At 67.2% G+C, this 13,304-nt stretch carries 14 protein-coding genes; 4 read left to right on the top strand and 10 right to left on the bottom strand.

The window, feature by feature from the left end; genetic code table 11:
- The first annotated feature begins 69 nt into the window (after positions 1-69).
- Entirely contained in the window at positions 70-816 is a 747-nt protein-coding gene (locus A3CW_RS0130570) for an ABC transporter ATP-binding protein (RefSeq protein WP_051481820.1), read from the top strand.
- A complete protein-coding gene (locus A3CW_RS0130565) occupies positions 813-1,625 on the top strand; it encodes an ABC transporter permease (protein WP_028206956.1) in 813 nt (270 codons plus the stop codon). The genes A3CW_RS0130570 and A3CW_RS0130565 overlap by 4 nt, the downstream gene beginning before the upstream one ends.
- A 67-nt stretch (positions 1,626-1,692) precedes the next feature.
- On the opposite strand, the gene A3CW_RS0130560 is transcribed toward A3CW_RS0130565, so the two are convergent.
- Both A3CW_RS0130560 and ligD read right to left on the bottom strand, forming a co-directional pair.
- On the bottom strand, positions 1,693-2,262 hold the full coding sequence (locus tag A3CW_RS0130560; protein WP_028206955.1) for a DUF6013 family protein: 570 nt from the start codon (positions 2,260-2,262) through the stop codon (positions 1,693-1,695).
- Positions 2,263-2,565: 303 nt separating this feature from the next.
- A complete protein-coding gene (ligD, locus tag A3CW_RS48070; protein WP_051481819.1) occupies positions 2,566-3,618 on the bottom strand; it encodes a non-homologous end-joining DNA ligase in 1,053 nt (350 codons plus the stop codon).
- 364 nt (positions 3,619-3,982) lie between these two features.
- Here ligD and serB point away from each other — a divergent pair, with 364 nt between their 5' ends.
- Positions 3,983-4,822 (top strand): phosphoserine phosphatase SerB, encoded by an 840-nt coding sequence (gene serB / locus A3CW_RS0130550; RefSeq protein ID WP_028206954.1) that lies wholly within the window; start codon positions 3,983-3,985, stop codon positions 4,820-4,822.
- Positions 4,823-4,907: 85 nt separating this feature from the next.
- On the opposite strand, the gene A3CW_RS0130545 is transcribed toward serB, so the two are convergent.
- From A3CW_RS0130545 to rimO, 5 genes are all read right to left on the bottom strand, one after another.
- A complete protein-coding gene (locus A3CW_RS0130545; RefSeq protein WP_028206953.1) occupies positions 4,908-6,113 on the bottom strand; it encodes a cystathionine beta-lyase in 1,206 nt (401 codons plus the stop codon).
- 103 nt (positions 6,114-6,216) lie between these two features.
- Positions 6,217-6,822 (bottom strand): hypothetical protein, encoded by a 606-nt coding sequence (locus A3CW_RS0130540; protein ID WP_051481818.1) that lies wholly within the window; start codon positions 6,820-6,822, stop codon positions 6,217-6,219.
- 60 nt (positions 6,823-6,882) lie between these two features.
- The gene (gene bktB, locus A3CW_RS0130535) at positions 6,883-8,067 is read right to left on the bottom strand and encodes a beta-ketothiolase BktB (protein WP_028206951.1); all 1,185 of its coding nucleotides are present in this window, start codon (positions 8,065-8,067) and stop codon (positions 6,883-6,885) included.
- 37 nt (positions 8,068-8,104) lie between these two features.
- Positions 8,105-9,055, bottom strand: a complete 951-nt coding sequence (locus A3CW_RS0130530; protein WP_028206950.1) for a sugar kinase — start codon at positions 9,053-9,055, stop codon at positions 8,105-8,107.
- A 5-nt stretch (positions 9,056-9,060) separates the two neighbouring features.
- The gene (gene rimO / locus A3CW_RS0130525; protein ID WP_051481817.1) at positions 9,061-10,398 is read right to left on the bottom strand and encodes a 30S ribosomal protein S12 methylthiotransferase RimO; all 1,338 of its coding nucleotides are present in this window, start codon (positions 10,396-10,398) and stop codon (positions 9,061-9,063) included.
- A 318-nt stretch (positions 10,399-10,716) separates the two neighbouring features.
- On the opposite strand from rimO, the gene A3CW_RS0130520 reads away from it, so the two are divergent.
- Positions 10,717-11,016, top strand: a complete 300-nt coding sequence (locus A3CW_RS0130520; RefSeq protein WP_028206948.1) for a helix-turn-helix domain-containing protein — start codon at positions 10,717-10,719, stop codon at positions 11,014-11,016.
- A gap of 141 nt (positions 11,017-11,157) precedes the next feature.
- Here A3CW_RS0130520 and phaR read toward each other — a convergent pair whose 3' ends face one another.
- The 3 genes from phaR to A3CW_RS0130505 all read right to left on the bottom strand — a co-directional run.
- The gene (gene phaR / locus A3CW_RS48065) at positions 11,158-11,763 is read right to left on the bottom strand and encodes a polyhydroxyalkanoate synthesis repressor PhaR (RefSeq protein WP_035514475.1); all 606 of its coding nucleotides are present in this window, start codon (positions 11,761-11,763) and stop codon (positions 11,158-11,160) included.
- A 151-nt stretch (positions 11,764-11,914) separates the two neighbouring features.
- Positions 11,915-12,655, bottom strand: a complete 741-nt coding sequence (locus A3CW_RS0130510) for a 3-ketoacyl-ACP reductase (protein ID WP_028206947.1) — start codon at positions 12,653-12,655, stop codon at positions 11,915-11,917.
- 97 nt (positions 12,656-12,752) lie between these two features.
- The coding region (locus A3CW_RS0130505) for an acetyl-CoA C-acyltransferase (protein WP_028206946.1) at positions 12,753-13,304 on the bottom strand (552 nt) is incomplete at its 5' end.

Below are 13,304 nucleotides of genomic sequence, written 5' to 3'. Positions count from 1 at the left end.
AGCGTGCCCGGTTACATCTGCACGACTGCCTCGCACGACCTGTATGCCGGCCCTGTTTGCAATCTTTCGATGCTCAAGCACATCCCACTTCCCCCACCCCACGCCACTGGCGTGCCGCTCGTCGAGGCGCACCAGGTCGCCCGGCGCGACGCGCAACGCGGCCAGTGGCTGCTGCAACCCACCGATTTCGCCCTGCAGGCGGGCGAGCGCGCCGTGCTGACGGGACCGTCCGGCTCCGGCAAGAGCGTGTTCCTGCGCGCGCTCGCGCTGCTCGACCCGCTCGATGGCGGCGACGTGCGCTGGCACGGCGAAGCGGTGACGCGCGGGCGCATTGTCCACTATCGGCGGCATATTGCGTACCTGCGGCAGCGGCCTGCGCTGCTCGACGGCAGCGTCGAGGACAATCTGCGCTACCCCTATACGCTAGCGGTATATCGCGACGTGCGATTCGACCCAGCGCGCGCCAGCGCGCTTTTCGCCGCCACCGGCCGTTCCAGCGACTTCCTCGCGCGCGACACCGCCGAGCTTTCGGGCGGCGAAGCGCAGATCGTGGCGCTCGTGCGCGTGCTCCAGCTCGATCCCGAAGCGCTCCTGCTCGACGAGCCGACCGCGTCTCTCGACCCCGAATCGGCGCGCGCCGTCGAAGCGCTCGTGGCCGGCTGGTTCGATGAGGCGCGCACGGCGCGCGCCACGGTCTGGGTCTCGCACGATCCCGCCCAAGCACAGCGCGTGGGCGCGCGGCATCTGACGATGCGCGCGGGTGTGCTCGAAGAACCCGCCACGCGCGCGGCGTTCACCCAGGGAGCCGCGCAATGAGCCCCGGCGTGCTGCAGAACCTCGGCATCGGCGACGTCGCCATTGCGGCGCTGCTCGTGTTCGTCAACGGCGCGGTCTCCGTGCTGCTCAAGCTCGACCTCGAGCGCAAGCTGGCGTGGGCCGCCGTGCGCACCGTCGTGCAGCTGCTCGCGATCGGTTACGTGCTCGGCTGGGTGTTCGCGTTCAACCGCTGGTACGTCGTGCTGCCGCTCATGGTACTCATGACGCTGATCGCCGGCTTTGCAGGGGCGCAGCGCGGCGCGCGCACCTATGGCGGGCAGCGCGCGGACAGCATCGTGTCGATCTGGGTGAGCGCGTGGCTCGTGGCGGCAGTCGGGCTCTTCGTGGTGATCCGCATCCGGCCGTGGTACGAGCCGCAGTATGCGATTCCGATCCTCGGCATGATTCTCGGCAACACGCTGACGGGGGTGTCGCTCGGCGTGGAGCGCATGATGCAGGAGCTGACCGCGCGGCGCGACCGTGTGGAGAGCGCGCTCGCGCTGGGCGCAACGCGCTGGGAAGCCGCGCAGGCGAGCGCCCGCGAAGCCGTGCGCGCCGGCATGATTCCGACGCTCAACCAGATGGCCGTGGTCGGCGTGGTGAGCCTGCCCGGCATGATGACGGGCCAGGTGCTCGCGGGGCAATCGCCGCTACAGGCCGTGCGCTATCAGATCGTGATCATGTTCCTGATCGCGGCTTCGTCGGCGCTGGGCACGGTGGGCGCAGTGCTGCTCGCGTACCGGCGCCTGTTCTCGCCGCAGCATCGCTTTCTCGTTGCGCGGCTCATCGAGCGCAAGACACGCGCTTAAAGCCTGGGCGGCGTGCGCGGCCGGCGCGCCCGGGGCGTCTCGCCGGCCCTCCCGCTCGAGCCGCGTCCTAGCGCTGCGCCGAGATCGAGATTTGCGTGCCGTCGCTGAGCTTGAGCGTCTTCGCGGTGCCATTGGTGGGCATCGTGAGATGCGCGACCTCGCTATGCGCGACCACGGCGGGGCACGTGAGCGAAGCGCCGTTGTTCGACACCGTCTGCGTGCCGTGCGGCGCCTGGGCGCGGAAGCTCACCTGCACGGTGGCCGTGCCGTTGCTCGCGACGATAGGCGCCAGACGCACCTGGGTCTGCCGGACCATCGCGCCGTTCGCGTCGAGCGGCAACGAGGCGTAGTCCGGGCAGCCTTGCGGCGTCGCGACCGCACCGCCCGGCGGCGTGGTGCGCCAGGTGAAGTCGTCGGTGTCGCCCGAGCGCAGGGTGCGGGTCTCCTGGGCGTCGCCGAACGCCTTCGACGCGACCCGCACGGTGTAGCGGATCGGCCCGTCGGTCGCGGCCTTCGAGGTGACCGTGATCGGCGTGGCCGCGAATGCCGGCAGCGCGATCGCGCAGGCAGCGGCGAGGACAAACTGGACGAGCGCCGCGGGGCGGCGGCGAGTATGGCGGGAGCTGCGGCAAGGCATGCGTCACCTCCTGGCGGGAACGGCCGCGCCCGCGAGCGAAAAGCGGCGTACGCAACGAACGCGGCGAGCCGCGAAACGCCAGGTACGACGCTCCGCTCCCGTGCGGCGGATGGTCTGCTAGCAGTCTAGCGCGCTGCGCGCTGCCTTGCGCCGAGCACATGCATCGCACGGACCAGGTTTTATCCTGCTTGTCATCGCCAGCAATTTGCTTGTCGTCCGGCAGCGCACCGTCGGCGCCGGGCGGCGTCTGCGTGGCCGACTCGTCGTGCATACACGGCACGCGCAAACCCTCACCTCGCGCCGCTACTTGCCGGCGGTTTCGAGACCCAGCGTCAGCTCCGCCGTCAACGTCTGGCGCACGCGCCCATAGGCCGCCCAGGGATCGGCTTGCTCGATCTGCGCGAGGCGCGCGTCGATCGTCGCAAGCGTCCATTGCGCACCGCCCGTCGTCGCCTCCAGTTCGTCCCAGCCGATCGGCACGGACACGCCCATGCCCGGCCGCGCCCGCACGCCATACGCGAGCGCCGTGCTCGCACCGCGCGCATTGCGCAGGTAGTCGACGAAGATCTTCTTCTTGCGGTGTTCGGGGCCCATCGTGGCCGTGATCTGCGTGGGCCAAACCGAGGCCAGATGCTGCGCAACCGCACGAGCGAACGCCTTCGCGTCATCCCAGCCCGCCTCCGGCGTGAGCGGCACGACGATATGCAGCCCCTTGCCGCCGCTCGTCTTGCAGAACGATTCGAGCCTCAGTTCCGCAAGCAAGGCGCGCGTGGACTGCGCCGCCTCGATCATGCGGTCCCAGCCCAGCGCCGGATCGGGGTCGAGGTCGAACACGACCCGATCGGGCCGCTCGATGTCGTGGACATGGGCGTTCCACGTGTGCAGCTCGATGACGTCCATCTGCGCGGCGCTCACCAGCGCTCTCGCCGTATCGATCGTGAGCAGCGGCGGATGGCCCGGGTCGAGCCCTTCGTGTTCGGTGAGTTCGGGCAGCGGCGCGCGAGCGCGGTGGCGCTGGAAGAACATCTCGCCGCTCAGGCCGCGCGGTGCGCGCACGAGCGACACGGGGCGATCGCGCAGATGCGGCAGGATCCAGCGCGCGGCGCGCTCGTAGTAGCGCACGAGCTCGAGCTTGTGCGTGCCGCTGTCCGCGTCGATGACGCGCCTTGCGCTCGTGATGCGTATGCCGTCGATTTCGCTGTCGGCGGAGTCATCACGCCGGCGCCGTGCGCTACGAGGCAAGCGGTGCACGGACGCGGCAGGCGTGGCCGGTGCGGCGGCGTCCGATGTCGGGGCCCGCTCGCCGCGCGGCGTTCGGGCAGATGTCGTGGCTGGGGCCTTGCGGGCGTCCTGCATACCGGTTCCCCTGGCGCCTTGGCGCACATGACGCGTCGCGCGACGCGAGTCGCGACACGTTCGGTTGACGGCGCGCGGCGGCCGCCCCCGTTGGATCGCCGCACGAGCTTTCATTGTGCCTCGAATGGGCGCTTTCGTCGCTGCAAGGTGTTCGCAAACGCACGCCAAAAACGGGGAAGTATCCGCGAGGCGCGCAAACGCGACGGGCGGCGTGTGCGACCGCAGCGGTCGGCGGGACGTTACAATGACGGGCTTTGCCGCGCACTGCAGGAGCACTGCGGGGTCTTGCACGCACACGCGCGACTGCGCCCTTTTTCATCCGATCAATCCGACGACGCCGTGCGTCGGATTCGCCTGTCCTGCCATGAACCTCGTCATCCAGAGTCCCGCCCCGCTCGACACCGTCCATCACAAGCCGCTCCTCGGCCTCGCCCGCGGCAGCCGCGTCGCGCCGATCGATGCCCACGCGCTGCGCATCGAGAACGCCGAGCCGGCCCAGCGCGCCGACCTCGAGGTCTACTGCGGCACGCATCAGCTCGACTATGCGTTCGTCGACGCCGGCCGCGCGCTGGCCGATTTCGGCCTCCTGGCGATGGACATGGACTCGACGCTCATCACGATCGAATGCATCGACGAAATCGCCGACTTCTGCGGTCTGAAGGCCGAGGTCGCGGCGATTACCGAAGCCTCGATGCGCGGCGAGATCAAGGACTTCAACGAGAGCCTCACGCGCCGCGTGGCGCTGCTCGAGGGGCTCGACGCGAGCGCGCTGGAGCGTGTGTACGAGGAACGCCTGCAGCTCTCGCCGGGTGCCGAACAGATGCTCGCGGGCGCGAAGGCCGCCGGGCTGAAGACGCTGCTGGTTTCCGGCGGCTTCACGTTCTTCACCGAGCGCCTGAAAGCGCGCCTCGGGCTCGACTACACGCGCGCGAACACGCTCGAAATCGTCGACGGCAAGCTCACGGGCCGCGTGACGGGCGAGATCGTCAACGCCGACGTGAAGGCGCGTACGCTCGCCGAAACCTGTGCCGAAATCGGCATCGATCCGCGCCGCGCAATCGCAATGGGCGACGGCTCGAACGACCTCAAGATGATGGGCGTGGCCGGTTTGTCGGTGGCGTTCCGCGCGAAGCCGGTGGTGCGGGAGGCCGCGAGCGTCGCGTTCAACTTCGTCGGGCTCGACGGGTTGCTGCGTCTTTTCTGATTCGGGTTTCGTTCGCAGCGGTCAGATACGCCAACGGCCGCTCGTGTCCTTGTGGACGCGAGCGGCCGTTGTGGCTTTGTGCGGATTATTCAGGCGTGCTTGTTTTTTCCGCGAGCCTCGCGAGCGAGCGCTCGATATCGGCGCGCAGATCGGCTTCTTCTTCGAGACCGATGTAGAAACGCACCAGCGTGCCGCGATGCGGCCAGCTCGCAGCCGTGCGCATCGAACCGACGTCGTACGGCATCGCGAGACTATGCGCCCCGCCCCAGCTCCAGCCCAATGCGAAGAGTTCGAGCGACTCGCAGAACGTGTCGATCTGCGCCGCACTGTAGCGCTCGTCGAACACCACGGAAAAGAGACCGCCCGCGCCCGTGAAGTCGCGCTTGTAGAACTCGTGGCCCGGGCATTCTTCGAACGCCGGGTGCAGCATCGCCGCGATTTCGGGACGCGTCTTGAGCCAGCCTGCGAGTGCGAGCGCGGTGCGATCGTGCGCCTCGAAGCGCGCCTTCATGCTCGGCAGTGCGCGCAGCACGAGCGAGCAGTCGTCGACCGAGACGCCAATACCAAGCCGCATGCGCGCGGCCTTGAGCTTGAGATAGAGATCGCGGTCCGCCGTGATGGTCGCGCCCATCAGCACGTCGCTGCCGCCCGACTGATACTTGGTGAGCGCCTGCACCGAGATGTCGATGCCGTGCTCGAACGGCTTGAAGGCGAGGCCCGCCGACCACGTATTGTCGATGGCCGTCACGACGTTGCGCGCGCGCGCCGCCGTCGTGATCGCGCGCACGTCGGGCACTTCCATCGTCACCGAGCCGGGCGCTTCCAGCCAGATCAGCTTCGTGTTCGGCTGGATCAGCTCGGCGATGCCCGCACCGATCATCGGTTCGTAATAGCGCACCGTGAGGCCGAAATCTCGCGCGAGCCAGTCGCCATGGTCGCGGTTCGGCGAATAGACGTTATCGGGGATCAGTACATCGTCGCCCGACTTCAGCAGTCCGAAGTAGACGTTCGAGATGGCCGAGAGGCCCGAGGGTTGCAGCAGCGCATGCTCGCCGCCTTCGATCTCGGCGATGCGCTTTTGCAGCATGGCCGAGGTGGGCGTGGCGTGCAGGCCGTAGCGCCATTGCGCGTCGTTGCGCCAGTCGAGCGCGCGAACCGAAGCGAGGTCGGGAAACACCACGGTCGACGCCCGCGTGACAGGGGCGGCAAACGACTCGAAGCCGGGCGTGAGGTCGTCTTGCGGGTGAACGATGCGCGTCTGCAATGCGCGGCGGGAGTCGGATTTGGTCATGTCGGAAGGCGAATTCGGTTGAGGCGCGATGACGTTGCGGCGCGCGGCTTGCGCAATGGCGCGTGCAACGCCGCATACCGAAGAGTAACACCCGCAGCGGCGCTTATTGCCCGATGACGAGATTGCTCACGCCGTTCACGGCATGCGCGCCGTTCGGCGTCGACGCGGGCGCGCTCGCCGCACCGGTCGACACGGCCGGAGCCGCGGACCCCGCGGCGAGCGGCTTCAGATCGAATGGCACGGGATGGGAATCGTCCGGGTCCATGCGGTCGCCCGAAAGCGAGCCGTCCTCGGCGAACGTGCCCACCCAGTTGCCGGTGATATGCGTGCCGTCGTTCGAGTCCTCGGCTTCGAGCGTGGCATCCGCGTGGTCGCCGGCGATCAGGATCACCTCGCCGGTGTCCGTGAACTGGTATTCGCCATGCACGCCGGTCGGGTCGTCGTCGCCGGCCTTGGCGCCAAGGCGCATGACGATCTGGCGCTGGCCGAGCGTGCCGACGTATTGCGGCAGCTTCGCGAACTCGGGGTTCGGCTTGAGCGTGGATTTGACCGGCGGCGGCGCGCTTGCGTCCTGCGCGCGCGCCGCGAGCGGCAGCGTGAGGACCATGGCCGCCGCAGCCGCGGCCACGATCCAGCCGCGCGCCCGGATGGCGCTGCCCCGTCGGGCGGCCGCGCGCGGCGGCCGCTGTGCTTGCGTCAATACTTCCATCTGCATCCTTCCTTCACTTGCACAGCGGCCTTGCGCAAAGCCGCGCGTCACGAGTCGGCGTCAAATCCGTTCGAAGATGGCCGCAATGCCCTGGCCGCCGCCGATGCACATCGTCACGAGCGCGTAGCGGCCGCCGATACGCTGCAGTTCATACAGCGCCTTCACGGTGATGAGCGCGCCGGTCGCGCCGATCGGGTGGCCGAGCGAGATGCCCGAGCCGTTCGGATTGACCCTGGCCGGGTCGAACCCGAGCTCCTGCGACACCGCGCAGGCCTGCGCCGCGAAGGCTTCGTTGGCTTCTATCACGTCGAGGTCGCTGACCTTGAGACCGGCGCGCTGGAGCGCCTTCTGCGTGGCCGGCACGGGGCCGATGCCCATGTACGCCGGATCGACGCCCGCATGCGCGTACGAGACGAGGCGCGCGAGCGGCTTCACGCCGCGCGCGCGGGCAGCGTCCGCGCTCATCAGCAGTACGGCGGCAGCGGCGTCGTTGATGCCCGACGCGTTGCCCGCCGTGACCGTGCCGTTTTCCTTCGCGAACACCGGCTTGAGTTTGGAGAAGTCCTCCAGCGTGGCGCCGTGGCGCACGTGCTCGTCGGCATCGAACAGCACTTCGCCCTTCTTCGACTTGATTGAGATGGGTAGGATCTGATCCTTGAAGCGGCCTTCGGCGATCGCACGCTCGGCGCGGCGATGGGATTCGAGCGCGAGCGCGTCCTGCGCCTCGCGCGTGATGCCGAACTTCTTCGCGACGTTTTCCGCCGTCACGCCCATGTGGATCGTCTGGAACGGGTCGTGCAGCGCACCGATCATCATGTCGACGAGTTGCGTGTCGCCCATGCGCTGGCCGAAACGCGCGGCCGGCATCGAATACGGCGCGCGGCTCATGTTTTCCGCGCCGCCGCCGATCGCGATGTCGGCGTCGCCGAGCAGAATGGTTTGCGCCGCAGAAACGATCGCCTGCAGGCCCGAGCCGCACAGGCGGTTCACGGTCAATGCCGGCGCGTGCTGGGCAACGCCGCCGTTGATGGCGGCCACGCGCGCAAGATACATGTCCTTGGGCTCCGTGTGCACGACGTTGCCGAACACCACGTGACCCACCGCGTCGCCTTCCACGTTCGCGCGCGAGAGCACTTCGCGCACCACGCGTGCTCCGAGATCCGTCGGCGAGAAGTCCTTGAGGCCGCCGCCGAAGTCGCCGATTGCCGTGCGCACACCGCTTGCCACCACTACTTCGCGTTCCATGGTCTTGCTCCTCGTCTTCCTGAATGGATGAATCTTGTTATTGATGCGCTTCGCTTGCGGGCTGCCCGGCAAGCAAGCGCTCGACGTCCTCGCGATACGGGATCGGCGCAACCGCGCCAAAACCCAGCGTCGAGAGCGCGGCGGCCGCGTTCGCATAGCGCGCAGCCGCGAACGGATCGTCGCCGGCTGCGAGCCGCGCGACGAATGCGCCGCCGAAGCAGTCGCCCGCGCCCGTGGCGTCCACCGCCGCGACCACGTGGCCCGGCACGACGCGCCGCTCGTCGGGCGTCGCCACATAGGCGCCGTCCTTGCCCAGCTTCAACGCGACCACGCGGGCACCGCGCGCGAGCAGGTAATCGAGGATCGCGTCACGGTCGTCGAGTCCTGTGAGCACCGCCACGTCGTCCCAGCTGGGCAGGCAGATATCGGTCAGGCGCAGCACTTCGTTCATCACGGCGCGGGCTCGCCCGAGCGGCCACAGCTTTAGGCGCAGGTTGGTGTCGAAGCTCACGCGCACGCCGTTGGCGCGCGCATGCTCGATGGCGGCGAGTGCCGCGTCGCAGGCGCTGTCGCTGATCGCCACGCTGATGCCGGAAAGATGCAGCACGCGCGCAGCCGCGATGATGTCGAGCGGCAGATCGCGCGGCGTGTAACGGCTCGCGGCCGAGCCCTTGCGCAGATAGTCGAAGGCATGGCCGCCCGGGCCATGCGAGACGAAGTAGACGCCCGTGGGCGCCGTGGCGTCCACCCGCACCGTCGAGGTATCGACGCCTTCGCGCGTCCACAGGTCGGTCAGGAGGCGTCCGAAATGATCGTCGCCGACGGCCGAGACGAAGCCCGTGCGTGCGCCCTGGCGAGCCGCCGCGATGGCGAAGTTCGACGTGTCGCCGCCAAAGCCCTGCAAGTACTCGGGACGGTCTTTCGACGCCTGGTTGAACTCGACCATGGCCTCGCCATAAGCGAGGACTTGCCGGGCGACGCTCGTCATGCCGGTCAGACCTCGCCCCAGAGATCGTGGCCATCCGCGCCAGTGATCTTCACCGAAACGAAATCGCCGACCTTGTAACGCTTCGACGCCTTGGTCGCCGGCGCGACATACACCACGCCGTCGATCTCGGGTGCATCCGCCGCGGTGCGGCCAATGCCGCCATCGACGTTGATCTCGTCGATCAACACCTTGAGGGTCTTGCCCACCTTGCGCTGGATACGTTTGGCCGAGACCTGCTCCGCCACTTCCATGAAGCGCGCGCGGCGTTCCTCGCGCACTTCGTCGGGCAGCGCGCCGTCCAGTTCGTTCGCCGTTGCGCCTTCGACCGGCGAATAGGCGAAGCAGCCCACGCGGTCGAGTTCGGCCTCGCGGATGAAGTCGAGCAGCGTTTCGAACTGCTCTTCGGTCTCGCCGGGGAAGCCGGCAATGAACGTGCTGCGGATCGTGAGATCGGGACACATTTCGCGCCAGGCCTTCACGCGCTCCATGACCTTCTCCGCGTTCGCGGGACGCTTCATGCGCTTGAGCACTTCAGGATGCGCGTGCTGGAACGGCACATCGAGATACGGCAGCACGTGGCCCTTGAACGGTCCTTCGGCCATCATCGGAATGACTTCGTCCACGCTCGGGTACGGGTAGACGTAGTGCAGCCGCACCCAGGCGCCATATTGCGCGGCCAGCTCGCCCAGCGCGCCGACGAGATCGGTCATGCGCGTCTTGATTGGCTTGCCGTTCCAGAAGCCGGTGCGGTACTTCACGTCCACGCCGTAAGCGCTCGTGTCCTGCGAAATGACGAGCAACTCCTTCACGCCGGACTTGAAGAGGTTCTCCGCTTCGAGCATGACCTCCGCGACCGGGCGCGACACGAGGTCGCCGCGCATCGACGGAATGATGCAGAACGTGCAGCGGTGATTGCAGCCTTCGGAGATCTTCAGGTACGCGTAGTGGCGCGGCGTGAGCTTGATGCCCGCAGCCGGCACGAGGTCGACGAATGGATCGTGCGGCTTGGGCAGGTGGCTGTGCACGGCTTGCATGACCTCGCCCACGGCGTGCGGGCCCGTCACGGCGAGCACCTTCGGATGCACTTCCTCGATCAGGTTCGAGCCGCTCGCGCTCGCCTTCTTGCCGAGACAGCCGGTGACGATCACCTTGCCGTTCTCGGAAAGCGCTTCGCCGATGGCGTCGAGACTCTCCTGCACCGCTTCGTCGATGAAGCCGCACGTGTTGACGACCACGAGATCCGCACCGTCGTAAGACCCCGAGATTTCGTAACCCTCGGCACGCAACTGGGTAATGATCTGCTCGGAGTCGACAAGCGCCTTCGGGCAGCCAAGGGAAACCATCCCGACGCGCGGAGCAGGATTGCGGGGGGTCGTTGATTCAACAGGGTTTTTCACGTGTACGTCCGGATATGGGGCGCAGGGCGAGGTAGCGCCGCGCGAGGGTCAAGCCAATCTGCCATTTTACCCGTTTGGCGTATCGTGCGGCGCAGCATGGTGAGTGCGCGCCTCATGGCGTCAGGGTCGGATGGAATATGGACAGAATCAAACTTTGTTCAGCTATCGCTCGCCTGCGAACTGCGCATCCGGATAATTTTCGCCGCGTGCGCCCGGCGCGCGGTCAAACGCAACATGAACCGGTTGTGCGGAGAGAGCGAAAACATGAACGAGAAAATGGACCCGATTCAGGCTGAACTACTGGACTCGGTGCGTGGGTTGAAAGTGCGCCGGGGCGCCTCGAGCGGCGCGTTGCGCGTCACCGGCCGCAAGCCCACCACCGCCGCGCTCGCGCGTGCGAGCGCCGGCCTTTCGCAGAGCGCGTTCGCGGCACTACTTGGCGTTTCCACACGCACGCTGCAGGACTGGGAGCAAGGCCGGCGCCAGCCGACCGGCGCCGCACAATCCCTTTTGCGGGTGGCCGTGGCGCACCCTGAAGCCTTGCGCGACCTGCAAAGCGCCTGAGGGTAAATGAAGGCGGCGGCATCGCCCGCTGCCTCACAAAGCGTGGCGCTCGCGCGGCAACGCGCCGCCACGGCGCGCCGGAGATGCGAGAGCGCGCCGCGACTTGCCAGCGCGCGCCACCCGCCGTGTGCGCCGCGCCGCTTACTTCTTCTCTTCCTCGCCGCCCTCGGGCGCGCCCTGCGCCGGCGCCGCTGCGCCGCCCGGCGGCACGGGCTTGAACGGGAAGCTGCTGAACATGTTCTTCGCCTGGTTCTGCATCTGCTCCTGCATCTGCACGAACATGTTCTTCGACTGCTCAATGTAGCTCGTCATCATGCCCTGCATCATCGGCGCCTGCATGTTCATGAACTGCGACCAGACCTCGGGATTCATCGCGTTGCCTTCGTAGAGGCTCTTCGACTGGTCCGCGAGCTTGTTCTGGATGTCGATGAACGCCTGGATGTTCTTTTCCAGGTAAGTGCCCATCATGCCCTGCATCGCATGCCCATAGAAACGGATGATCTGCGACAGCATCGACGACGAGAACATCGGCAGACCGCCGCTTTCCTCTTCGAGAATGATCTGCAGCAGGATGCTGCGCGTCAGATCCTCGTTGGTCTTCGCGTCGATGACCTTGAACTCCTCCTGCTCCAGCACGAGTTGCTTCACGTCGGTCAACGTGATGTACGTGCTCGTCTCCGTGTCGTACAGCCGACGATTCGGATATTTCTTGATGAGACGTTCGGCGGTTTTCTTTGTAGTCGTCATGTGTCGCCCTTGTTAGCGCCAACGCGCGGCAGCCGCTGCCGTCGCGCGTTCGCCTAGCCCGTCAAGCGTGCCTGCCCCGGTGAGCAAACAGGCCCGCTGCCGTCCTCGATCCCAGCTTCGCGCGTCCCCTGCAGGCGCGCGGCGCTCAGGATCAGCCCATGTGCAACCCGCCATTCAGCGAGAAGTCAGCACCGGTTGCAAAGCCTGACTCGTCGGACGCGAGCCACGCCACGATCGACGCGATTTCCTCGGGCGCGCCGAGACGGCGCACGGGAATCGTCGCGACGATCTTTTCCAGCACGTCGGGACGGATGGACTTCACCATATCCGTGCCGATATAGCCCGGCGAGACGGTATTGACCGTCACGCCCTTGGTCGCCACTTCCTGGGCCAGCGCCATCGTAAAGCCGTGAATGCCGGCCTTGGCCGTGGAATAGTTGGTCTGCCCGAACTGGCCCTTCTGGCCGTTCACCGACGAGATATTGATGATGCGGCCCCAGCCACGCTCGACCATGCCGTCGATCACCTGCTTCGTGACGTTGAAGAGGCTCGTGAGATTGGTGTCGATCACGGCCGTCCAGTCTTCGCGCGTCATCTTGCGGAAGACGACGTCGCGCGTAATGCCGGCGTTGTTCACGAGCACGTCGATTTCACCGACCTCGGCCTTGACCTTGTCGAACGCCTGGCGCGTCGAATCCCAGTCGCCCACGTTGCCTTCCGAGGCCACGAAGTCGAAACCGAGCGCCTTCTGATCTTCCAGCCACTTCACGCGGCGCGGCGAATGCGGGCCACAGCCGGCGACCACCGTAAAACCCTGCTTGGCGAGGCGCTGGCAAATGCCCGTTCCGATGCCGCCCATCCCGCCTGTTACATACGCAATACGCTCTGACATAAACCACACTCCATTATCGTTTTCCGGCTGCGCCGCTTGCGGTTATTGGTCGCCCCGCGGGTCACAAGCGCCGGAGCGGTCCGCTCCGGCAGTGACATCAAGCGCGCTCGAGCGCGAGCGCCACGCCCATGCCGCCGCCGATGCACAGCGAGGCCAGACCGCGCTTCGCATCGCGGCGCTGCATTTCGTGCAGCAGCGTCACGAGAATCCGGCAGCCCGACGCGCCGATCGGGTGTCCGATCGCAATCGCCCCGCCGTTCACGTTGATCTTCGACGTGTCCCAGCCCATCTGCTTGTTCACGGCCAGCGCCTGCGCCGCGAATGCCTCGTTGATCTCCATGAGATCGAGGTCGTTCGCCGACCAGCCCGCGCGCTCCAGCGCACGCTTCGAAGCCGGCACCGGACCCATGCCCATCACCTTCGGATCNACGCCGCCGCTGGCGTACGCCTTGATGCGCGCGAGCGGCGTNAGGCCCAGCGCNTCGGCCTTCTTCGCCGACATCACCACGACCGCGGCNGCGCCGTCGTTGAGGCCCGACGCGTTCGCCGCCGTCACCGTGCCTTCCTTGTTGAACGCGGGCTTCAGACCCGCGAGCGACTCCGCCGTCACGCCGTGGCGCACGAATTCGTCGGTCGCGAACTGCAGCGG

It is taken from the genome of Paraburkholderia nodosa DSM 21604 (assembly GCF_000519185.1).
Taxonomy (GTDB): domain Bacteria; phylum Pseudomonadota; class Gammaproteobacteria; order Burkholderiales; family Burkholderiaceae; genus Paraburkholderia; species Paraburkholderia nodosa.
This window is presented reverse-complemented; position numbering and strand designations above follow the sequence as displayed.